Annotated in this window: 11 protein-coding genes; 9 read left to right on the forward strand and 2 right to left on the reverse strand. The window is 63.7% G+C overall.

Going from position 1 to position 23,643, the window contains the following annotated elements:
- Positions 1-37: 37 nt before the first annotated feature.
- Complete coding sequence (locus NKH54_RS17265) at positions 38-5,524, reverse strand: alpha-2-macroglobulin family protein (RefSeq protein WP_353028600.1); 5,487 nt, start codon at positions 5,522-5,524, stop codon at positions 38-40.
- Between the two features lie 277 nt (positions 5,525-5,801).
- Between NKH54_RS17265 and NKH54_RS17270 the strand changes: the two genes are divergently transcribed.
- The 8 genes from NKH54_RS17270 (at position 5,802) to NKH54_RS17305 (ending at position 21,184) form a co-directional block, all read left to right on the forward strand.
- Positions 5,802-7,730, forward strand: coding sequence for an autotransporter assembly complex protein TamA (locus NKH54_RS17270; RefSeq protein ID WP_353028601.1), 1,929 nt, complete (start codon positions 5,802-5,804; stop codon positions 7,728-7,730).
- A gap of 2 nt (positions 7,731-7,732) precedes the next feature.
- The gene (locus tag NKH54_RS17275; RefSeq protein ID WP_352710929.1) at positions 7,733-13,780 is read left to right on the forward strand and encodes a translocation/assembly module TamB domain-containing protein; all 6,048 of its coding nucleotides are present in this window, start codon (positions 7,733-7,735) and stop codon (positions 13,778-13,780) included.
- Between the two features lie 252 nt (positions 13,781-14,032).
- Complete coding sequence (locus NKH54_RS17280) at positions 14,033-15,685, forward strand: ABC transporter substrate-binding protein (RefSeq protein ID WP_023668187.1); 1,653 nt, start codon at positions 14,033-14,035, stop codon at positions 15,683-15,685.
- A 223-nt stretch (positions 15,686-15,908) separates the two neighbouring features.
- On the forward strand, positions 15,909-16,943 hold the full coding sequence (locus tag NKH54_RS17285; protein ID WP_023668188.1) for an ABC transporter permease: 1,035 nt from the start codon (positions 15,909-15,911) through the stop codon (positions 16,941-16,943).
- Positions 16,944-16,956: 13 nt separating this feature from the next.
- Positions 16,957-18,114, forward strand: a complete 1,158-nt coding sequence (locus NKH54_RS17290; protein ID WP_353003103.1) for an ABC transporter permease — start codon at positions 16,957-16,959, stop codon at positions 18,112-18,114.
- Between the two features lie 48 nt (positions 18,115-18,162).
- Entirely contained in the window at positions 18,163-20,379 is a 2,217-nt protein-coding gene (locus tag NKH54_RS17295; protein WP_023668190.1) for a dipeptide ABC transporter ATP-binding protein, read from the forward strand.
- Between the two features lie 143 nt (positions 20,380-20,522).
- Complete coding sequence (locus NKH54_RS17300) at positions 20,523-20,750, forward strand: hypothetical protein (protein WP_023668191.1); 228 nt, start codon at positions 20,523-20,525, stop codon at positions 20,748-20,750.
- The gene (locus tag NKH54_RS17305; RefSeq protein WP_023682204.1) at positions 20,747-21,184 is read left to right on the forward strand and encodes a TA system VapC family ribonuclease toxin; all 438 of its coding nucleotides are present in this window, start codon (positions 20,747-20,749) and stop codon (positions 21,182-21,184) included. Before NKH54_RS17300 ends, NKH54_RS17305 begins: the two co-directional genes overlap by 4 nt.
- Positions 21,185-21,240: 56 nt before the next feature.
- Here NKH54_RS17305 and NKH54_RS17310 read toward each other — a convergent pair whose 3' ends face one another.
- On the reverse strand, positions 21,241-21,831 hold the full coding sequence (locus NKH54_RS17310; protein WP_353028602.1) for a transglycosylase SLT domain-containing protein: 591 nt from the start codon (positions 21,829-21,831) through the stop codon (positions 21,241-21,243).
- Positions 21,832-22,048: 217 nt separating this feature from the next.
- Here NKH54_RS17310 and NKH54_RS17315 point away from each other — a divergent pair, with 217 nt between their 5' ends.
- Entirely contained in the window at positions 22,049-23,587 is a 1,539-nt protein-coding gene (locus NKH54_RS17315) for a trimethylamine methyltransferase family protein (RefSeq protein ID WP_353028603.1), read from the forward strand.
- Positions 23,588-23,643 lie beyond the last annotated feature (56 nt).

A 23,643-nucleotide genomic window follows, 5' to 3' on the forward strand; every position in this document is an offset into this window, starting at 1 on the left:
TCGCGGACATCGGCGTGTTCATCTTCGTCAAGGCGCCTTACGGCGCCTTGATCTCCATCATGCCGGTGGCGGTGCGGGCCGAATATTGCGGCCGGTACATGTCCTCCACCGTGGCTGCCGGATGGGCGTAGGTGCCCGGCGTTACCGCACGCACGACGTAGGCCAGCATGATGTTGCGGTCGCCATCGCCGTCATTGGGATTGAATGCCGCGACGAAACGGTCGTCGCGGAATTCGAGATGGGCTGCGTCCGTTTGCGCCAGCCAGGTGAAGTTCGACAATTGGGCGCTGGAGACAAGGCCCGGATTGTCGATCTCGAAGCCGGCCGGCAACAGGTCGGTGATCAGCAGGCGCGAAGGCCAGCGGTTCTGCTCGTAAACCTTGAGCACGACCACGTAGCGTTCGTTCTGCGTCGCCTCGGTGACGTTGGCTTCGGTGCCATCGAGCTTGTAGTAGGTGCGGTCGATGGTGAAGCCGTCGCCGCCGGCCGGCAAGGGCTCTACCGGCGAGGCGACCGTGGTGACGACCGCCTGCAGCGGCGTGGCGCCGGTGTTGGCGATGGTCAGCGGGCTGTCGGCAATGTCGGTGCCGCCGAGGTGGTTGGAATATCCACCTGCATGCGGCGCGCCGTTGACCGAGAGCGTGATCGAGTCGTTGCCCGACTTCAGCGCGCGGGCCGCCAGAAGCATCCAGGACTCGTCCTGCGTGCTGGTCCAGCGGGCATCGGCGCGTTCCCTTGCCACCAGCCGGATCAGCTCCGGCACGATGGTCGGCGCCGGCTTCGATTCGGCGGCGAGCGCCAGGATCGCGGCGCCATCACGCAGCCGCGAGCCATAGTCGGACCGGTAGTAGTCGTATTCGGTGGTCGACTTGGCCAGCTGCAGCGCCGTCTGGAAGGTTGCTTCCGAACGCTGCGCGTCGCCGTAGAGCGCCAGGCTCGCCGCCAACTGGGCGACGGCCATCGGGCTCGAGAAGGCTTCGAGCTTGGTGTCGGCGTAGTAGCGCAGATCGCCGACCGAGGCCTTCTTGTTGCGGGCCAGAACATAGAGCGCGTAGGCGATTTCGCTGCCGCGATCCTGGACGTCCTGGTCGTAACCGATCGAGTTTTGCAGATTGCTCAGCGCCTGGCTCATCGCCAGGGCCGGCACGTCGTAGTTCTGCTCGCGCGCCCGGGTCAGAAAGTCGGTGACGTACGAGTCGAGCCACAAATCGCCGGAGCCCGGACCCCACAGGCCGAAGCTGCCGGCCGAAGCCTGGTAGCTCAGCACCTTGTAGATGGCCGCCTGGACGCGGTCGTGCAGTTCGGGATCGCTTTGCATGCCGACGCCGGACGCCAGATCGTTGACGTAGAGAAGCGGCATGGCGCGGCTGGTGGTCTGCTCGGCGCAACCATAGGGGTAGCGGTCGAGCGTCATCAGCAGCGACGGCACGTCGAAGGCGGCAGCCTGCGAAACGCCGACGCTGATCGAGGCGCCGTCGAGCAGGCTTGCCGCGAGCAGCTCCTTGTCGACGCGCAGCGAGCCGCCATTGCCCTTGAGGTCGACGACCAGACGGGTGGTGACCGGCAATTGCGCCGGACGCACCGGAACATACAGCGTCTGCTCGACGGCGGTGCCGTCGCCATGGGCGAGCTTGATGGTGATCGAGGCATTGCCCGCCGTCTGTGCAATCAGCGGCACGGTCAGCGTCTGGCGCTTGCCCTTGGCGAGAGTCAGCTTTTCGGGCAAGGGCTTGTCGCCGGTCGAGAGGTCGCCGGTCGTGGCGATCGACAGGGCATAGTCGCCCTCCGGACCGTCGGTGTCGGCGACGTCGAGCCGCATGATCGCTGCATCTCCAGGCGCCAGGAAGCGGGGCAGGCCGGCAGTGATCACCACCGGATCGCGCACGATGACATCGGTCGTGGCATGGCCGACGGCCTCCTTGGTCCAGGCGACGGCCATGACGCGCACGGTGCCGTTGAACTGCGGGATGTCGAAGTCGATCCTCGCCTTGCCGTCGGCGTCGAGCTGGACCGGGCCGGAGAAGAAGGCGACCAGCTTTTCGGTCGGCGGACTGCCTTGCGGCTGCATCGAGGCGCCGTCGCCGCCGGTCCTGAGCTTGCCGCTGGTGCCGAGCGAGCCGTCGATGAGACGGCCATAGATGTCGCGGACTTCGAGCCCGAGCATGCGCTGGCCGAAATACCAGCCCTCCGGATCCGGCGCCTTGTAGTTGGTGAGGTTCAAAATGCCGACATCGACGGCAGCGACCGTGACATAGGCATTGCTGCCCGGCGCTACGCCGGCGACCGAAACCGGGATCGACAGCTGCTGGCGCGGCATCGTCTTGTCCGGCGGCGTCAGGGTAACCGCGAGCTTTTTCGAGCCCGGGTCGACCGTCAGCCATTTTACGCCGATGGCGCGCGCCGGCATGCGGGTTTCCTGCGCATCGCCGGGCCGGAGCAGGGTTGCGGTGATGTAGGCGCCGGCGCCCCAGTCGTCACCGACCGGGATGTCGACCGTGCTGCCGCCGGCCGGCACGGTTGCCGTGACGGTCTTGAGCAGCTTGTCGGCGCCGATGGTGACCAGCAGTTCGCCGGCAAAATGCGGCGACACCTTCAGCTTGGCCACGTCGCCGACGGCATAGCTGTCCTTGTCGAGAGCGATCTCGAGCCCATCAGGCGTTTCGGTGGAGGTCGAGGAGACATACCAGCCGGCGTCGAACTCATAGCTGGTCGCCGGGCCCTCGGGATCGGCAGTCTCGATCTCGAGCCGGTACTGGCCCCAGTCGACCGGCATCGTCACGGTCGCCTCGGCATCGGCGCTGAGATCGACCTGGCCGTTGGCGATCGACTTGGTGAAGGTGACCGGTTCGTAGTTCCACGAGTTGTTGTTGCGGTACCACTGGTAATTGCGTTCGACCTTGACCAGCGACCACTGCGCGCCCTTCAGCGTCTCGCGCTTGCCGTCGGGGTCGACCGCGATGAGGCTGAACTTGGCGGTGCCGCCCTGCGGCACCTCATTGTCGGCGAAATCCGGACGAATGCCGATCATGTGGCCTTGCGGGCGGATGCCGATGTTGAGCGAGCGTTCGATGGCGCGGCCGCCGGTTTCACGCATGCGAACCGTGACCTTGGCGTCGACCAGCTTGGTGGTCGCGGGCAACTGGTCGACCGTGACCGGGAAGGTCGCCTTGCCGTCGTCGCCGACCACCGGCAGACCGGTGAACGGGGTGACCGAAGGCTCGGCCGACTGCTCGTCGGCAAGGCCGAACGAATAGCCGGCGAAACGGTCCCAGTCGCGCGCCGTCGACAGCGTCAGCTCGCCTTCGAGCGCGAGGCCGGCGGCCGGCGCGCCATAGAGGAAGCGGCCGTCAATGTCGATGTTGGCGGTTTCGCCCTGGGCGATCTCCTGCTTGTCGGACTTCATGTCGAACTCGATGCGATCCGGCACGAAGTCTTCGACCAGGAACATCTGGCTGGAAACGGCCGCCTGCTTGGGATCGGTATAGATCGACACCGTCCAGGTGCCGCGCATGGCGTTGGCTTCCAGCGGCAGGTCGACGGCATAGCCGCCGGCCGAGACGCCATCGGCAACGATGCGGCGGTTCTCGACGCCGTCGGGACGGGTGAAGATGAAGGTCAGCGGCAGGTTTTCCACCGCTTTGGAGGCGCCGTCGCGGGCAAGGGCTGCGACATGCACATCCTCGCCGGCGCGGTAGATGCCGCGTTCGGTCCAGGCATAGACATCGAGCGCGCCCGGTGCGGCGCGTCCGGCGACGCCGCGATCGGACAAATCGAAGCCGGCGCGGCCCATGTCGAGGAAGACGAAATCGTTGTCGCCCTGCTTGGCCATCAGAACGGCCGGCACCATGCCGCCGTCGCCGCGCGTCAGGCCGGGCTTGAAGACAGCATGGCCTTCGGCGTCCGACGTGGCTGTGCCGAGGATTTCATTGTTCCTGGCCAGCAGCGTCAGTTCGGCGCCGGCGATCGGCTTGGCGGTTCCGAGCGAGCGGGCAAAGACATTGAGGCCATCCTGGCCGGTATAGGTCGACAGGCCGATGTCGGAGACGACGAACCACTGCGTGGCAAGCGAATTGTAATTGTCCTCGTCATTCTCGTTTACCGCTTGCGCGGTCAGCACGTAGACGCCGGGCTTGCGCTGCGGCAAGGCTTCGTCGACCGGGAACGACGTCGTGACGTCCTTGTTGAGGTCGTTGGCGATATCGAGCTGGCCCTGCCAGACCGGCTCACCCATCTGGTCGGAAATGCTGGAGATATCATAGCCGTCGAGCTGCTTCAGGAACTGATAGCCGGACAGAAGCTGCGCCAGCGAACGATCGCCGATGCGGTAGAGCTTCATCTGTGCGGCATTCATGTTGACGGTGACGACCGGGATGCCGCGGCGGGCGCCGGCGGGCAGCACGAAGCTGTCGCCGGTGAAGCGGGCGGACGGCGCGCGGTCCTGCACATAGATCGACAGTACGACCGGAGCGGCGGTGACCTCGCCAATGGCGGCCGGCAGACCGGCGCGGAAGGTCACTTCGTAATGTTGGCCGTGCTCCAGGCCTTCGACGCAGATCTGCTTGTCCTTGGCCTCGACGCCCTTGGGCGGCTGGTTGTCGACGGTGACGAACTGGGCGTAGTCGACGCCGGTCTTGACCAGCTCCTCGGAAAACTGCGCGCAAATGCGCGGCGCGCTGGTGTCGGCGTCGATCGAGTGATCGATGACGCGGAAGCCCTTGCGGGCCTTGAGATCCTCATATTCGGCCTTGACCGCCGGCGAACTGACCAGCGCGAGGCTGGCTTCATAAGCCTGCAGGGCTGGACGGTAGAGATCGCGGCGGTCGAGGCCGTTGCCGAGCAGCGCCAGCACTTCGGCGCGGGTCTTGGTGGTGCGCAGCAATTTGTAGGCGTTGATGGCGGCGGAGGTGCCTTTGACCGGAAGATTGTAGGATTCGGAGGTGCCGCTGGCCGGCTGTATGGCAAGCGTTTCACGCGCCAGACCGAGCCAAAGCTGGCCGTCGTCAGGCAGGACCGAGACCGCGGCCTCGTATTTGTTCATGGCCTGGCCATGGTCGCCGGTCAGTGCAGCCTGTTCGGCGGCGGCGCGGAGTGATTCCAGCCCGTCGGTCGGCTTGTCATAGGCCGGATCGGTCAGCTTGTTGCGGTATTGCTGGGCCTGGTCGGCCATCCAGTTGGGGAAGAAGGCGAGTTCCGGCGGGGCGCCGATATCGGGGTCGCCATCGACATTGACGACCTTGCCCGCGACCGCGCCGCTGAAGGGTTTCAACTGGTTATAGTCGGATTTTAGGAAGCACCATTTGGCCTTGTTGTTGTAAGTAAAGGCGCGGCAGGCGGGGTCGCCGAGGCATGTCGTCTTGCACTGATCGAGGCTGACATTCTGGTCCGATCTGAGATCGAAGCCGAAATAGTCGGAATTATTTGAGGTCACCACCCGGCGGGCTTCGGCCGCTTGCGCTACAGACCCCCAGGCGAAAACGAGAAGAATTAAGATCGACAGACCACGAGCCGCCGCGCGCATCGCCATAACACCCTCCAGACACTGCTACGTCCGCGGCATGTTCAAGCTTCAGTCAAGCTTGTCAACACGAGGACGGGCAGGTTTCCGCCCGCCAACGGTTCCCAAACCGGCCAATGACCGGTATGCCGATAGTTCATCCACGGGAAAGGGATCACGCTTTCTTGCGAAAACGCAGAAGGTGTGAATTCCAAGCCCTGCCTATTTCAGACAATTGGATTGTGGCCCCTTTACGAGCGCTTCAAAACTTCATTCCAATTTTAGTTTTGTAACCTAGGTTGTCCTGATGCCGGCGTATGAAGCGCAGATGTCGAAGGTAAGTGCGCCACGGCGCACGCTTTCGCGCGCGCTGATTGTGGCGTTGGCGTGCTCGAGCGTGCTCGTTGCCGAATCGGGGTCGGCGGCCGCCTTCGAGCTCTTCGGCATCAAATTGTGGGGCTCTTCGAATGACGAGGACGCCGATATCGTCGACCCGCTGCGCTATGCGGTGACCATCGAAGCGCCCGATGCCGACAAGGACTTGGTCAAGAAGCTCGAAAACGCCTCGTCGCTGAAATCCGACGAGGACCGCCCGGTTTCCGGCTCGCTCGGCCTTTTGGCAAAGGCGCGTAGCGACCGCGAACAGCTGGTCGCCGCGCTTTATGCCGACGCCCGTTATGAAGGCGTCGTCACTATCACCATCCAGGGCAAGGCGCTCGACGATTTGCCGCCCGATGCCGAATTTACGGGTCCGCAGCCGATCCCGGTGGTGATCAGCATCTCGAGCGGGCCCAAATTCACGCTCGGCAATATTCGGCTGGAGGGCGATGCCGCCGGGCTGGCGAGCGCCGATTTCGGCCTGATAGCCGGCGGCGATGCCGGCTCGGGCGCCGTGCTCAAGGCCGAGGCGCTGATCGTGCGGGCGCTGAAGCAGGAGGGCCGGCCGCTGGCCCGGATCACCGACAGGCAGGTCGTGGCCGAGCACACCACCTCGACGCTCGACGTGACGCTGACGGTGGCCGCCGGGCCGGTTGCCGGTTATGGCGACACCACCGTCGATGGCACCGAGAAGGTCAATCGCGAGTTCACCGAATATATGACCGGGCTGAAACGCGGCCGGCAATATTCGCCCGACGAGATCGACGATGCCCGCGACCGGCTGCTGAGGCTCGAAGTGTTCAACAGCGTGACGCTGAAGGAAGCCGACAGTCTCGACGCCGACGGCAACATTCCGATCGGCGTTCAGGTCAGCGAGCGCAAACCACGCTATTTCGGCGTTGGCGGCACTTTCTCCAACACCGAAGGGCTAGGCCTGGAAGGCTATTGGGGCCACCGAAATCTGTTCGGCCGGGCCGAAAAGCTGCGCATCGAGGGCAAGATCAGCGGCATCGGCAGCAACGATCTCAGCGAGCTCAACTACAATGCCGGCATCATGTTCGAGAAGCCGGGCGTGGTCGGGCCGGCCTCGAAATTCATCGCCAGCGTCAAGACCGTCCTCGAACATCCCGATGCCTACGACCATTTCTCGGTCAAGGGCAGCACCGGCCTGTCCTATGAGATCGACAAGAAGCAGACGGTTTCGGCTGAAATCGCGCTGGACTATTCCAGGATCACCGACGCCTTCGGCAAGCACAAATACCTGATCGCCAGCATTCCGCTGCAATATGTCTATGACAACAGGGACAACCGGCTCAATCCGACCAGCGGCTTCAGGGTTCTGGCCTATGCCGAACCGAGCTACGACATTCTGAGCGGCGCCGCCTTCCTCAAGCTCAGGGGCGAGGGGTCGGCCTATCAGTCGCTCGACACGGCCTCGAAATTCGTGCTTGCCGAACGCGTCGCGCTGGGTTCGATCGTCGGCACCGGCCTTCAGAACGTTCCAGCCGACAGGCGCTTCTATTCCGGCGGTGGCGGCTCGGTGCGGGGCTATGCCTATCAGGGCATCGGACCGAAGGACATCGACAATCAGCCGATCGGCGGGCTCTCCTTCTTCGAAACATCGGTCGAAATGCGCATTGCGCTGACCGACACGATCGGCATCGTGCCGTTCGTCGACGCCGGCACTGTCTCGACCACAGCGACGCCGGACTTTTCCGACGTGAAGGTCGGCGCGGGCGTTGGCCTGCGCTACATCACGCCGTTCGGGCCGCTGCGCATCGACGCCGCCGTGCCGCTCAACCGCGACCGTGGCGACCCGCGTTTCGGCATCTATGCCGGGATCGGACAGGCGTTCTGACGATGAAGATTTTGAAACGCATCCTTCGCCTGTTTTTCTACACGCTGCTGATCGTGGCGGCGGCGGGCATCGGCGCGCTGGTCGTGCTGACCAAGACCGAGCGCGGCCGCGAAAATCTCGCCGGCATCATCTCTGACATGGCCTCGTCAAGGGACAGCAAAGTCACGGTCAGCGGCATTAACGGTATCTGGTCCGGCGCGCTGACGGTCGACCATGTCGTGCTGGAAGACCGCGAGGGCGCCTGGCTGGTGGCCCGCAAGGTGGCCATCGACTGGTCGCCGCTGGCGCTGCTGTCGAAGAATTTCAGCGCCGACCGCATAGCGGCCGAACGGATAGAATTGGCACGGCTGCCTGTGGCGAGCACCGAGCCGAGCAAGAGCGGGTCGGGCGGCCTGCCGGTTTCGCTTGATATCAGAGCGATCGATTTGCCGGAGATCGCGCTCGGCCAGCAACTTGCCGGCAGCGGCATTGCCGAACTTGCGGCCAAGGGATCGGCCAAGGTCGATGCGTCGCCACTGGCGATCCAGACGGTGCTCAACGTTACCCGCCATGACGGCAAGCAAGGCAATGTCGACGCCAACATCCACTTCGCGCCGGATGAAAACAAGCTCGACCTCGATCTCAAGGCTTCCGAGCCGGCCGGCGGCATCATCGCCAACCTGCTCAAGCTACCCGGCGCGCCGCCGGTCAACATCGTCGTCTCGGGCACCGGGCCGCTGGCCAACTGGAGCGGCATCGGCACCTTCATGGTCGACGGTCAGATCGTTACCCAGCTCACCGGCCGGCACCAGCTCACCGACAAGGGCAACCGGATCGAGGCCAAGGGCGACGGTTCGTTCGAAGGCTTCCTCCCGGAACGGTTCAAGTCGCTGTTTGCCGGCAAGACCAGCTTCGACCTAGCCGGCACCGCGACCGCGGCCGGCGGCGTCGACATCGAGCGCGCTGCGATCGAGAGCGACGCAGTTCATGGTACCGCTGCCGGCATGGTCGACCCCAACGGCGCCAGCGACCTTTCGGTCGAACTCGTGGTCAAAGCCAAGCCGGTCACGGTCAATGCCGGTACCCAGGCGCAGCCGATCATGGTGGCCATCAACAATGTGACCGCGCGCGCCTTCGGTGACGGCAAGGCGCCGATGATTGACGCCAGCGCTTCGCTCGTCTCGGTGGTTGCGGGCGGTTCTCAGGTGAACAATCTCGATGCGCGGATCCATTCCGACGGTTTCGACATCGAGAACCGCAGCGGCCCGGTCAGCGTGTCGCTGGCGGCGGCCGGGCTGAAGACCGACGTCGCGACGCTGGCCCCGCTGGTCACCGGCAAGCTGACGGCCTCTCTTTCCGGCTCGATCAGCAAGGATGAGATCTCGCTCGATGAGGGTACGCTGCGCAGCGATGCGCTCAATGCCGGGCTGACGGCCAAGGTGGCGCTGGCCGACCTCGCCATGACGCTCAAGATGAATGCCGATGCGGTGTCGACGGCGCTGCCGCCGCAGATCAGTTCACTGCTTGGCGAACGGGTCAAATTCTCGGCGACCGCGACGCGCGATCCGCAGGGCTCTTTCGCCGCCAACTCGATCGAACTCACTTCCGGTTCGCTGAGCGCCAGCGGCACCGCCAGCGCGCAAGGCAGCGATATCCAGGCCGACATCAAGGGCAAGCTCGGCGACGTCTCGGTGCTGTCTTCGCTGGTCGGCGTGCCGATCGCCGGCGGGGTCGATTTCGCGCTGACGGCAAGCGGCGCGCGCAACGCACCGGATTTCTCGGTTTCGGCCGACAGTGCCAGCTTGACGGCCTCCGGCCGCACCGTCAAGGACATCAAGCTGACCGCATCGGGCAAGGCCGACATTGTGAGCCCGGCCGCAGATGTCTCGCTGACCGGCGCGGTCGACGAACAGCCGCTCGCCATCAAGGCGGCGCTGGTGACGAGCGATGGCAAGCGCTCCATCAAGGGGCTCAGCGTAGCGCTGGGCGACAACAAGGTGTCGGGCGACCTCACGCTCGATGAAAAATTCCTGCCGCTGGGGACGCTGACGATCTCCGCCCCCGATATCGCGCCGCTGGCGTCGCTGGCCGGGCAGACGGCGGCCGGCGATATCGGCGGCACCGTGGTGTTCGCCAAAGACGGCGAGGCTCCCACTGTCACCATCAATGCAGCCAGCGTGTCGATCGCGCGCGGTGATGTGGCAGCCAAGGCAGTCACCGTCAGCGCACTGATCGCCAACTATCTCAACAGCCCTGCGATCTCCGGCACGATCAAGGCCGAGAGCGTGACCTCGGGAACGACCGTCGTCAGTGGCATCGGCGTCGACCTCAAGCGTGACGGCGACTGGACGAATTTCACCGGCGGCGCAACCATATCAGGCATTCCGGCGACAGCTGCCGGGCGGGCGAAGATTGCCGGGGGCGCGACCAGCGTCGAGATCGCGTCCGGCGAGGCGACGGTGCGCGGCATCAAGGTGGCGATCGCCGAGCCGTCGAGCCTGACCATTGCCGATGGCATAACCAACATTCAAAGGCTGGTAGTCGATCTCGGCGGCGGCTCGGTGACGCTGTCGGGCACGGTGGGCCAGACGCTCGATCTGGCGGCGACCTTCTCGGCGCTGCCGGCTGCGCTTGCCAATGGCTTTTCGCCCGGCCTCGATGCCGCGGGCACGCTCGACGGCACGGCGCAAATCACCGGGCCGTCAGCAAATCCCGACATTCGCTTTAATGCAAAACTGGCTGGCGCCGAGACCAGCCAGACCCGTCAGGCCGGGCTCGGACCGCTCGATGTCGATGCGGCCGGCAGCTATTCGACGGCCGGCGGCGTCGTGCTGGATCAGGCGACGCTGTCGGGCCAAAAAATCTCCGGCAAGGCCGCCGGCACCGTCAACCCGAACGGCGCCAGCGATTTCGCGCTCGATCTGACATCGTCCGGTCCGAGCCTGCCGTTGACGCTGGGCAGCGCGGAAAGCCCGATCAAGCTCGAATTGCAGGCGCTGTCGGTGAAGGCGGCCGGGCAGGCTGCGCAAGCCAAGCTCGACATCTCGGCGGTACTGCCTTCGGTGGCGACGGATGACGCCAAGGTCGAGGGCATTGCGCTTGCGCTGCATTCCGATGCATTTGATCTGAGAAGCCGCACCGGTCCGATCTCGGGCACGGTGACGGCGGACAAGATCGGTCTGGACAATCCGACCATCGCACCGCTGATCGCCGGCAAAGTCACCGCCAAGGTCGCGGGCAGCCTGGCGGCCGATGCGATCACCATCGACAGCGGCTCGGTGCAGGGCGATGCGCTGGGCAGCGCCTTCAATGGCCGTGTCGGCTTTGCCGATGGAGCAATCGACCTCAACCTCAACGCCGACGTGCTGTCGGCGGCGTTGCCGGCGGCGGCGCGCAGCGTGCTGGCAGAGCGCACGCAGCTCAGCGCCACGCTGAAGCGGGATGCCAATGGCAATGTCAGCGCCAATCCGGTCACGCTGGCGTCGGGCGCACTGACCGCGGACGGTCAGGCCAGCCTCGCCGACAACAAGCTTAGCGCAAATATCAAGGGTGCACTGGCCGACATCTCGCTGTTGTCGAAAGATGCCAAAGGCGCGATCAGCTTTGCACTCAACGCGCAGGGGCCCAGCCTGGCCCCGGATCTGTCGCTGACGGTCAGCAGCGACCGGCTTCTCGTGGCGGAACGCGAAATCACCGGGTTGAAGCTGACCGCCACCGGCAAGGCCGATGCCGCCAATCCGGCGGCCAATGTGCAACTGACCGGCAATGTTGCTGGGCAGGCGCTGCAAGGCAGCGCGGTGCTGGCGACGGCGGACGGCAAGAGCGCCATCAACGGCCTGCTGCTGTCGCTCGGCAAGAACAAGATTTCCGGCGACCTTGCGCTCGACGAGGCTTTCGTGCCGGTCGGCACCATCGCGCTCGACCTGCCGGATATCGGGCCCCTGGCGGCGCTGGCGCTGGAAAAGGCCGAAGGCGACGTGCGCGGCACCATCGCCTTCTCAAAGACCGCGGATGGCCCGAACGTCGCCGTCAAGGCTGCGACCGCTTCGATTACGCGCGGCGACCTGCAGGCGAAGACGGTGTCGATCGATGCGCTGGTCGCCAACTATCTCGCCGCGCCGGTCATCTCGGGCAAAATTCGCGCCGACAGCGTCATTTCCGGCGGCACCGCCATCAGCGGCATCGATGTCGATTTGAAGCGCGACGGCGACTGGACCGGGTTTTCCGGCGGCGCCACCGTCAAGGGCATTCCGGCGAAGGCTGCGGGCAGGATAAAGGTGGCTGGCGGCACCACCACCATCGAACTCGCTTCCGGCCAGGCCACGGTGCAGGGCATCAAGGCGGCCATCGCCCAGGCCTCGACCGTCAGCATCGCCAACGGCACAACGACGCTGGACAAGCTGGTGCTCAATCTCGGTGGCGGCACGGCGACGGTGACCGGCAAGGTCGGGCAGGCACTCGACATCAGTGCCGCGCTGTCGAAGGTGCCGGCTTCGCTGGCCAACAGTTTTTCGCCGGGCCTCCAGGCCGCCGGTTCGATTTCAGGGACTGTGAAGGTGACGGGCGCGTTGGGCAATCCGGCTGTCGCCTTCGATATCGATGCCGGCGGGGTGCAGACCTCGCAGACGCGCAGCGCCGGTCTTGGCGGCATGAATATCTCTTCGTCGGGAACATTTGCCGGCAAGAAGCTCACCTTCAACGCCGACATCAGCGACGGCGCCGGGCTTGGCCTCAAGGGCGGCGGTACGGTGACGACGGCCGGCACACCAGCGCTGGTGCTCGACTTCAACGGCAAGGTGCCATTTTCCTTCCTGGCCGCCAAGCTTGCGGCGCAAGGCCTGTCGCTCAGCGGCACCGCCAACGTCAATATCCAGATGCGCGGCCCGGCGGCGTCGCCGGTGATCGGCGGCACGGTCAGCACGTCGGGCGCCCGCCTGGTCGACGCGCGCTCCGGCCTTGCCGTCAACGACATTGCCGCCGACATTTCGATCGGCAACGGCGTTGCCCGGATCAACCGGCTGACCGGCACGCTGTCGACACGCGGCAGCCTGTCGGCCTCCGGCACCCTCGGCATCAATCCGGCGCAAGGTTTCCCAGCCGATTTGTCTATCAAGCTGGTTGACGGCCGCTATACCGACGGCAGGGTGGTGACAGCCAATCTCGGCGGCGACCTGACCATCAAGGGGCCGCTCACCTCGGCGCCGGTGATTTCGGGCACCGTCAATCTGGCCAAGACCGTCATCACCGTTCCCGATAAGCTGCCGGGCTCGCTGGCAGCGCTCGGTGTCAAGCACAAGAACGCGCCCGCCTCCGTGCGGGCGCAGGACAAGGCCTTGCGACCGGCGGCGGCCAGCGGTGGTGGCGGCAGTGGGCTTGTCCTCGACGTCACGGTCAATGCGCCGAACCAGATCTTCATCCAGGGCAGGGGCGTCGATGCCGAGTTCGGCGGTTCGCTGAGGCTGACCGGCCCGGCGGCTTCGCCGCAGGCGGTCGGCACCTTCACCTTGCAGCGTGGGCGGCTGTCGATCCTCGGCAAGCGGCTGACCTTTACCGAAGGCACGGTCGGCTTTTCGGGCTCGCTGGTGCCCTACCTCAACTTGACCGCGACATCGACCACGACCAGCGCCACCGTCACCATCGTCGTCTCGGGCGAAGCGACCAATCCGAAATTCGACTTCTCATCGGTGCCGGCGCTGCCCGAGGACGAGGTGCTGGCGCAGCTGATTTTCGGCCGCTCTATGTCGAACCTGTCGCCGCTGCAGATCGCGCAGCTGGCCGAGGCCGCCGGCCAACTGGCCGGCGTCGGCGGCTCGACCTCGCTGCTCGAAAACCTGCGCAGTGCAATCGGCGTCGACGACCTGGATGTGACCACCGATGACCAGGGCGGCACCGCCGTGTCGGCGGGCAAGTACCTCAATGACCGCACCTATGTGACGATCCAGAAAGGCGACAGGCCAGGGTCGGGCAAGGCGACGATCGACCTCAATGTCGGACGCGGCGTCAAGCTGCGCGGCGAGGCCAATGATGGCGGCGAGGCCAAGGGCGGCATATTCTACGAAAAGGAATATTGAGTTCCTGGCCCTTACCGCCACCGGAACTGGCGCTGTCTCAACCCGCCCAAATGTATCAATTACTCGCCTAAGCAGATTCCGGCGGAATCTGGGCGCGCTAGCACTTTTGCGCCAAGTCTGTCGTTATCACGCGAACCGCTCCCTTTTCAAAGTTGCACATTCCCTAACAGGTTCCGTAGCCATGCCGTCTTTGACATCACGGCAGGGATGCGGAATGTTAAAAGGCGGAAAGCCAACAATGGGAGTTAAGGTATGACAAATTACAAGAGTAATGGCGATCGCGTTCCCGATCACATCCTGGCCATGGCCGAAGAAGCCAAGGCAGGCAAAGTCGATCGCCGCGAGTTCCTCGCCATGGCGAGCGTGTTCGGCGCGTCGACTGCGATGGCCTACGGCATGCTCGGCGTAGCCGTGCCGACCCAAGCCAGGGCCGAAGAGGTGCAGGGCAAGAAGGGCGGCATCCTTAAAGTCGCGCAATGGGTCAAGGATCCCAAGGATCCGCGCAAGGCCGACTGGTCGGAAATCGCCAATGCCGAGCGTCAGGCGCTTGAGCCGCTGGTCAAGTACACCAGCGAATACACGTTCCGCCCGTACCTTCTGGAGAGCTGGGAGGTCAACGACGACGCCACCGAGTACACGTTGCATGTGCGCAAGGGTGTGACCTGGTCGAATGGCGATGCCTTCACCGCCGATGACGTCATCTTCAATCTCAAGCGCTGGGCCGACAAGAAGGCCGAGGGCAATTCCATGCCTGGCCGTCTCGGCACGCTGGTCAAGGACGACAAGCTCGACGAAAGCGCCGTGACCAAGGTTGACGACCACACCGTCAAGCTGAAGCTCGGCAAGGCTGACATCGCGCTCATTCCGAACATGTGCGACTATCCCGGCCTCATCGTGCACAAGAGCTTCGACGAGAAGGGCGGCGACTTCAAAGCCTGCCCGATCGGTACCGGCCCGTTCGAGCTCGTCTCCTACGATGTCGGCCAGAAGGTGGTCTACAAGCGCCGCGAGGACAACAAGTGGTGGGACGGCGAGGTGTTCCTCGACGGCATCGAATTCGTCGACTACGGCACCGATCCGGCAGCCATGGTCAGTGCCTTCGAGGCCGGCGAAGTCCATACCAATTTCGAGACCTCGGCCGACTATGTGTCAATCCTCGACGGACTGGACCTGGTCAAGTCCGAAATCGTCACCGCGTCGACCATCGTGTGCCGCACCAACATCAACAACAAGCCTTACGGCGACCAGAAGGTACGCAACGCGCTGCAACTCGCGGTCGACAACAATGTCGTCCTGCAGCTTGGCTACGGAAATGCCGGCACGGTGGCTGAAAACCACCATGTCTGCCAAATCCACCCGGAATATTACGAGCTGCCCAAAGTCGCTCGCGATCCGGCCAAGGCCAAGGCGCTGATGGCGGAAGCCGGCCAGGCCGACTTCGAGCATGAGCTGATCACGGTCGACGAAGACTGGCACAAGAATACCGGCGACGCCATCGCCGCGCAGATGCGCGACGCCGGCCTCAAGGTAAAGCGCACGGTGCTGCCGGGCTCGACGTTCTGGAACGACTGGACCAAGTACCCGCTGTCGATGACCAACTGGAACATGCGCCCGCTCGGCGTTCAGGTTCTGGCGATCGGCTATCGCACTGGCGAGGCGTGGAACGAGTCGGCCTATTCCAACCCCGAATGGGATGCCAAGCTCAATGCAGCATTGGCCGTCGCCGATGCGGCCAAGCGCAAGGAAATGATGAAGGACATCGAGCAGATCCTGCAGGATTCCGGCATCATGATCCAGCCATACTGGCGCAAGCTCTACAGCCACTCGGTCAAGGCGGTGCAGAATTACAAGATGCATCCGACCTTCGAGCGCGACTACGGCAAGGTCTGGCTCGACCAGGCGTGATTGGAACGTCAGGGAAGGGGCGCTTCGCTCCTTCCCGTCACGCCTCGCATGGCCCAGAACCGGAAGCCGCCGCAGCAAAAAGTTGCGGACTCTCCTGAAAGACCGTTCAATAAAACTGGGTTGATTGCATCCGAGTGCCGATTTGACGGCCAACTCTGCCGGCAACGGCAAAGCTGGTTTTTCGAACTGGCTCCAACCCCAACCAGACCGGCAGGGGACCGCCATGCTTTCTTTCGTAATCCGGCGTCTCGGCACCATGGCATTGACGATGCTGTGCCTGACGATGATCGTCTTCTTCCTGATCAACCTCGAGCCGAATTTGAAGAAGCTGGCGATCAGCCAGACCGAAATGCACACATCGGCCGAACAGCTCGAAAGCTGGCTGGTCAACCATGGCTACCGGCAGAACTTCTTCGTGCGCTACGGGCAATGGCTGGGCGTCGTCCCGAAGCAACCGGTGACCGATCCGGCGACCGGCAAGCCGACGCAGCGTTTCTCCTTCTGCAACGATCCGCTGGAGCCGAAATTCTCCGGCATCCTGGAAGGTGATTTCGGCTGCTCGACCAAGTTCAAAACCTCCGTTGCGTCAAAGCTCTTCCCCGCACTCGCCGCCACCGGTATCCTGATGCTCTGCGTGCTGTTGGTGATGGTGCCGATTTCGCTGCTGATCGGCATCCTGGCCGGCATGCGCGAGGGCTCGCGAACGGACCGAACGCTGTCCGTCGCATCGATCGCGTCGACGGCGACGCCAGAATATGTGTCGGGCGTCATCTTCACCGTCATCTTCGCCTCCTGGCTCGGCTGGCTGAACGGTTCGGCCGCCTCGGCAAGCCAGGGCATCACCTTCTACAATTTCACCCTGCCGGTGATGACGCTGGCGATCTACGGCATCGGCTACATCGCCCGCATGACACGCGCCTCGATGGTCGAGGTGATGACGCAGCAATATATCCGCACCGCCCGGCTGAAAGGGCTTTCCTTCGGCAGCGTCGTCGTCAAGCACGCGCTGCGCAATGCGCTGATTGCGCCGTTCACCGTCATCATGCTGCAATTTCCCTGGCTGCTTACCGGCGTCGTCATCGTCGAGGTGATGTTCCGCTACCAGGGCTTTGGCTACACGCTGGTCGAGGCCGCCGGCAACAACGACATCGATCTGCTGCTTGGCTGTTCACTGGTCTCGGTGTTCATCGTGCTGATCACGCAGCTCATCTCGGATGTCGGCTACGCGTTCCTCAATCCGCGTATCAGAGTTCAATAGGGGGCTGGGGCAGATGCAGGTCGAATATATCGGTGCCTTCAATGTCGTGCTCGGCGTGATTGGGCGTTTCTGGCCGGTCTGGTTAGGGCTTGCCCTGGTGATGGGGGCGAGCTTCACCTACAAGAAAAGGCTCGGCCTCTACGGCCAGTTGTTCGATAGCGGCGTCGGCATAGTCGGTGTCGGCATCTGCCTGTTCTGGCTGTTCACGGCAATCTTCGCGTCGACCGTCGCGCCCTTCGATCCGCTCGCCCAGGTCCCGATCATGAAGGATGCGCTGCCGGGCGCGCTCGAGCCGGTATCGAAACTCATCTACTATTTCGGCGGCGACAAGCTCGCCCGCGACGTCTTTTCGCGCATGGTCTATGGCAGCCAGATCGTGCTGATCATCGCGCCGGCGGCGACCGGTTTCGCGCTGATGGTCGGCATCACGCTCGGTCTGCCCGCCGGTTACTATGGCGGCCGGATCGACACCGTGCTGTCGTTCCTGGCCAATCTGGTGCTGGCCTTCCCGGTGATCCTGCTGTTTTACCTGCTGGTGACGCCGGGCATCATGGATACGCCGATCCCCTACGCCATGGCCGGGCTGTTCTTCCTGTTCCCGATCATCTTCTTTTCGGTGCTGTTCTGGACCCGCTACAAGAACCGGCCGGACCGCCTCTATATATTGCTCGGGCTGACGCTGATCATCGGCGGCTGGGTCTATGCCGGCCTGGTGTTCGACGCCGATCCGTTCAAGATCATCCACATCGATCCCAACCAGCTCAACATCTTCGTGGCGGTGGTGTTCGCCTCCAGCCCCGGCGTATTCCGCATCGTGCGCGGCCTGGTGATGGACATCAAGACGCGCGACTATGTGGCGGCGGCGCAGACGCGCGGTGAATCGCCCTGGTACATCATGCTGTGGGAGATCCTGCCCAATGCGCGCGGACCGCTGATCGTCGATGCCTGCCTGCGCATCGGCTACACCACGATCCTGCTCGGCACGCTCGGCTATTTCGGGCTGGGCCTGGCGCCGGAGAGCCCGGATTGGGGCACCGCGATCAAGGACGCCAGCCGCCTGCTGCGCTCATTCATCCACCCGGCGCTGCCGCCGACGATCGCGCTGATGTCGTTCGTGCTGGGCTTGAACCTGCTTGCCGACTCGCTGCGCGAACAATCGATGAAAGACTGATCTGCGGGTTTCGGCGCCGCGAGCATGAAAATAGGATTGGAGCGACCCATGAATGAGGCAGTTCGAAATCCCGGCAACCCGACCCTTGGGCCAAGCGCTGCGCCGATCATCGAGATCGAGAACCTGTCGATCTCCTTCTTCACCCGCAAGGGTGAGATCCCTGCCGTCATGGACTTTTCCTGCACGGTGATGCCGGGCGAAGCCATGGGCATCGTCGGCGAGTCCGGCTGCGGCAAGTCGACCGTGTCGCTCGGCATCATGCGCGACCTCTCCAACATCGGAAAGATCGTCGGCGGCAAGATCAAGTTCCAGGGCAAGGACATGGGCGAGCTGTCCGACGAGGAGTTGCGCTCCATCCGCGGCAACAAGATCGCCATGATCTACCAGGAGCCGATGGCGAGCCTCAATCCGGCGATGAAGGTCGGCCAGCAATTGATGGAAGTGCCGCTGATCCACGACAAGGTGTCGAAGGAAGAGGCTTACAAAAGGGCGCTCGAAATGGTGCGCTCGGTGAGATTGCCCGATCCCGAACGGATGATGCGTTCCTATCCGCACCAGCTGTCCGGTGGCCAGCAGCAGCGCATCGTCATTGCCATGGCGCTGCTGTCGAAACCGGCGCTGCTTCTGCTCGACGAGCCGACGACGGCGCTCGACGTGACGGTGGAGGCCGGCATCGTCGAACTGGTCAAGGGGCTGGGCGAGAAGTTCGGCACGTCGATGATCTTCGTGTCGCACAATCTCGGCCTCATCCTCGAGACCTGCGACCGCATCACGGTGATGTATTCGGGCGAAGCGGTCGAGACCGGCAAGATCAAGGACGTCTTCGACCGGATGCGCCATCCCTATACGCAAGGGCTGTTCCGTTCGATCCCGCTGCCGGGCGCCGACAAGAATTCGCGGCCGCTGATCTCTATCCCCGGCCAGTTGCCGCTGCCGCATGAGCGGCCCAAGGGCTGCAATTTCGGGCCGCGCTGCCACCATTTCGTCGAGGGCGTCTGCAATGCCGCCGAAATCCCGATGATCGAGGTCGCCGGTCACGAAGGGCATTTCTCGCGCTGCGTGCGCTTCAACGAGATCGACTGGGAAGCGCTGCCGCCCGGCGCCAAGAAGGTCAATGAGAAGGTCGTGCCCGGCGCCCCGGTGCTCAAGATCGAGGATTTGAGAAAATACTACAAGGTCGGCGGCAGCGAAGTGTTCGGCTCCAGCGAAGGCCGCGTGGTCAAGGCCAATGAGACGATCTCGTTCATGGCGCGCGAATCCGAGACCGTCGCCATTGTCGGCGAGTCCGGCTGCGGAAAGTCGACACTGGCCAAGGTCCTGCTGGGGCTGGAGACGGCAAGTGCCGGCACAGTGACGCTGGGCAACAAGGAGATCCAGTCGACCGGCATCGAGAAGCGCAGCGTCGAAACGGTGTCGTCGATCCAGATGGTGTTCCAGAACCCGTTCGATACACTCAATCCCAGCCACTCCGTCGGTTCGCAGATCATCCGCACGCTGGAAAAATTCAAAGTCGGCAACAATGTCGCCGAGCGGCGCAAGCGCATGCTGGAGCTGCTCGACCTGGTGAAGCTGCCGCGGGCCTTCGAGACGCGCAAGCCGCGTCAGCTCTCAGGCGGCCAGAAGCAGCGCATCGGCGTGGCGCGTGCCTTTGCCGGCGATGCCAAGGTGGTGGTGGCCGACGAGCCGGTGTCGGCACTCGACGTCTCGGTGCAGGCGGCGGTGACCGAGCTGCTGATGGACATCCAGCGCAAGAACAAGACGACGATGCTGTTCATCAGCCACGATCTGTCCGTCGTGCGCTACATCGCCGACCGGGTCGTCGTCATGTATCTCGGCTACATCGTCGAGCAGGGCACGACCGACCAGATCTTCGCGCCACCCTATCACCCCTACACAGAGGCGCTGCTGTCGGCTATCCCGATCGCCGACACCAGCGTGGTCAAACGGCACATCGTGCTCGAAGGCGATATCCCGTCGGCGATGAACCCGCCGAGCGGCTGCCCGTTCCAGACGCGCTGCGGCTACAAGAGGCTGGTGCCGGACAATCTGTGCGAGACCAAGGTGCCGCCGGTGAAGCATCTCGGCGATGGCCATATGAGCCTGTGCTGGCTGTCGGACGATGTGCTGGCGACGATGGAGCCGGTGATCAAGTTCGACAGGGAACACGCAGCGCATGAGGGCGTGCCGGAAGACGCACCGGATGGGATCGGCCCCGGTTTCGCCGGCGAACCGCCGAAGCGCCCGCATGGCAAGAAGCCGAGCTGACCAGCCATAGAGGCAATGCCGCTCGTTGGCGCATTGCCGCAGCGTCGCCATAGCTCAAGGAACGACAGGCTACGTTCGCTTGAATATTGCTGTCCATTGCTTTATGTGATGCGTGATGTTTGATGCGCGATAGGGAGCATATTGTGAGAACCACACTTGCAATCGATGACGATGTCCTACTTGCGGCCAAGGCCATGGCGCGACAGCAGGATCGCAGCGTTGGCGATGTCATTTCCGATCTGGCTCGCCGCTCACTGCGCAGGCCACCGACCGGCGGTGAACGCAACGGCATCCCCTTGCTTGCATCGCGGCCCGACGGCCCGATGGTCGATCTCGAAATGGTCAATGCGCTTCGCGACGAATTGCCGTGACCTTCCTGCTCGACGTCAATGTCTTGATTGCGTTGATCGATCCGGCTCACGTCGCGCATGAAGATGCCCATCGGTGGTTTCAATCCACCGGGCATTTATCATGGGCAACATGTCCCATTACCGAGAATGGCGTCATCAGGATTGTAAGCAACCCGAAATACCCCAATTCTCCGGGTTCGCCCGCCGTGGTGGCGCAGATTGTCGGCAAGCTGCATGCCCTTTCAGGACATCAGTTCTGGCCTGACGAGATCAGCCTTGTCGGTTCCAACGACATCGATGCAGCCAGGATCCTCACCCCGGCACAGGTAACGGATAGCTATCTGTTGGGACTCGCCAAGGCGCGTGACGGCCAATTGGCGACGTTTGACCGAAAGCTGTCGACGGCAGCGGTAAAGGGAGGGAGGTCGATCCTCCACCTGATCCCAAGCGAATGAATGGCTGAGTTCTGCTTCGATCGCAAACTGCGTGGCTGCAAGACCGCTTGGCAACGTCAGCTGCCGCATTGCTGCAGCTGTTCGGCATAGTCGCGGGCCATCTTTTCGGTCGCCCTGGCATAGCCCTGCACGCCGGCATCGCCACGGTTGCCGCGGCCGTAGGCGGTCCAGCCGAGATAGTAGGCGAGATAGAGATTGTAGGTGTCGTTGCGGGCGACGCCGAACGTGTCTGATGTCTTGGAATGATACCAGCCGACGAAATCGACGGCATCGGCAAACTTGGTCCGCCGCGCCGCCCAGCTGCCGGTTTCGCTCTGATATTGCGACCAGGTGCCGTCGAGCGCCTGCGAGAAACCGGTGGCCGACGAGGCATGTTTCCACGGAATGAAGCCGAGCAGTTTGGTACGCGGCGGCCTGGCATTGCTCTTGAAACCGGATTCCTTGCGCACCGTCGCCATCAGCACGGGGACGGGGACGCCGTATTTCTGCGAGGCGCGCTCGGCGGCCGACTGCCAGTTGTCGAACCAGCCGTCGTTCTGGTCGAAGACGGCGCAGACATCGTTGATATGGTTGGGCGGCGTCGCGCAGGCCGGCAAAGCCAGCAGCACGCCAACCGCTACAATTTTACTCAAACTCGAACTACGCATTGGAAAACGAATAGGCCGAAATCATAAAAGGAATCTTGCGGCGTTTCTTAACGGCTTGCCGGCCTGGCTGCGCTCAGTGGGCCTGTATCATTATTCCGACCTTTCGCGTCGCCTTTATCTCCGTCAGAATTCAAAAATGCCGCCTTGGCTAAAATCACGTCCGCGAAGGGCGGATTTCTGACAGCGATGTCCGGATGCCGGCGCTCTGATGCCAGGCATGAATGAACCAAGACGCAAGCGCGGCGCGGAGCGAACCAGCAACCGGGGGCCCGCCGCCATCCCGCAACTTCCACTGCGGCGGGTGACCAATCCCTATCCGCCGATGGCGATGCTCTCAGTCGACCAGGTCGAAACGATCCACCAGGCGTCGATGCATATTCTGGAAAATTTCGGCATCGAGGTGATGTCTCAGCGGGCGCTGGCGCTGTTCGAGAAGGCGGGCGCAAAAGTCGACCATGCGACCGCGAATGTCCGCATCGACCGGGGCCTTGTCGCCGAGGCGCTGAAGACCACGCAGTCCAGCTATCGGCTGACGCCGCGCAACCCCGCCAACACCATTCATCTCGGCGGCAACACGATCAATTTCACCCTCGTCGCCGGGCCGCCCAATGTGCACGACATGGAGCGCGGCCGGCGCGCTGGAAACTTGCACGACTATGCCGATCTGACCCGGCTGGCGCAGCATTTCAACTGCATCCACATGCTCGGCAACCAGGTCTGCGCGCCGGTGGAACTGCCGGCCAACACCAGGCACATGGATACCTATTTCACCAACCTGACGCTGACCGACAAATCGTTCCATGTCTCGGCGATCGGACGAGGCCGGGCGCTGGACGGCATCGAGATGATGGCAATCGCGCGCGGGCTGACGCTGGACGAGATGCGCGATGATCCCGGCATTGCCACCATCACCTCGGTCAACTCGCCGCGGCGTTTCGACGAGATGATGGCCGAAGGGCTGATGACCATGGCTGAGTTCGGCCAGTCGGTGGCGGTGACGCCGTTCACGCTGATGGGCGCGATGAGCCCGGTGACGCTCGCCGGCGCCCTGGCGCAGCAGAATGCCGAGGCGCTGTTCGGCGTGGTGCTGACGCAACTGGTGCGCCCCGGCGCGCCGGTGATGTACGGCGCCTTCACCTCCAACGTCGACATGAAGTCGGGCGCGCCGGCCTTCGGAACGCCGGAGAACACCAAGGCCAACATCGCCTCGGGGCAATTGGCGCGGCGCTACAATCTGCCCTACCGCACGACACCGGGGTCGGCATCGAATGCGGCGGACGCGCAAGGCGCCTACGAGACGCTGATGGCGCTGTGGGGCGCTGTGCTCGGCCACGGCAACCTCGTCTATCATGCCGCCGGCTGGCAGGAGGGCGGGCTGACGGCATCGTTCGAAAAGCTCATCATTGATGTCGAGATGATCCAGCACATGATGGAGTTCTTGCGCCCGATCGTCGTCGACGAGGCGGAGCTTGCGGTCGAGGCGCTGGGCGCGGTGCCGACCGGCGGCCATTTCTTCGGCGAACCGCACACGCTGGAACGCTATGCCACCGCCTTCTACCAGCCGATACTGTCCAACTGGCAGAATTACGAGGCATGGCAGGAGGCCGGCGGCCTCGACACCACGGCGCGCGCGACGCGGCTGTGGAAGAAGGCGCTGGAAGACTATGTCGAGCCGGTGATGGACATCGCCGTGCGCGAGGCGCTGGAGGCATACATGGCCAGGCGCAAGGAAGCGATCGGGCAGGGCGAGCCATGACTTTTTCAACATCGGCGCGCGGCGCTGCCTTTCTGATTCACCTTATCTCCTCAACT

Source organism: Mesorhizobium sp. M1004, from assembly GCF_040318795.1.
Lineage (GTDB): Bacteria > Pseudomonadota > Alphaproteobacteria > Rhizobiales > Rhizobiaceae > Mesorhizobium.

Excerpts from the sequence above, each read along its gene's own strand:
- NKH54_RS17295 (WP_023668190.1), top strand. The coding sequence starts at position 18,163 with ATGAATGAGGCAGTTCGAAATCCCGGCAACCCGACCCTTGGGCCAAGC.
- NKH54_RS17280 (WP_023668187.1), top strand. The coding sequence starts at position 14,033 with ATGACAAATTACAAGAGTAATGGCGATCGCGTTCCCGATCACATCCTG.
- NKH54_RS17290 (WP_353003103.1), top strand. The coding sequence starts at position 16,957 with ATGCAGGTCGAATATATCGGTGCCTTCAATGTCGTGCTCGGCGTGATT.
- NKH54_RS17285 (WP_023668188.1), top strand. The coding sequence starts at position 15,909 with ATGCTTTCTTTCGTAATCCGGCGTCTCGGCACCATGGCATTGACGATG.
- NKH54_RS17310 (WP_353028602.1), bottom strand. The coding sequence starts at position 21,831 with ATGCGTAGTTCGAGTTTGAGTAAAATTGTAGCGGTTGGCGTGCTGCTG.
- NKH54_RS17265 (WP_353028600.1), bottom strand. The coding sequence starts at position 5,524 with ATGGCGATGCGCGCGGCGGCTCGTGGTCTGTCGATCTTAATTCTTCTC.
- NKH54_RS17275 (WP_352710929.1), top strand. The coding sequence starts at position 7,733 with ATGAAGATTTTGAAACGCATCCTTCGCCTGTTTTTCTACACGCTGCTG.
- NKH54_RS17315 (WP_353028603.1), top strand. The coding sequence starts at position 22,049 with ATGAATGAACCAAGACGCAAGCGCGGCGCGGAGCGAACCAGCAACCGG.
- NKH54_RS17270 (WP_353028601.1), top strand. The coding sequence starts at position 5,802 with ATGCCGGCGTATGAAGCGCAGATGTCGAAGGTAAGTGCGCCACGGCGC.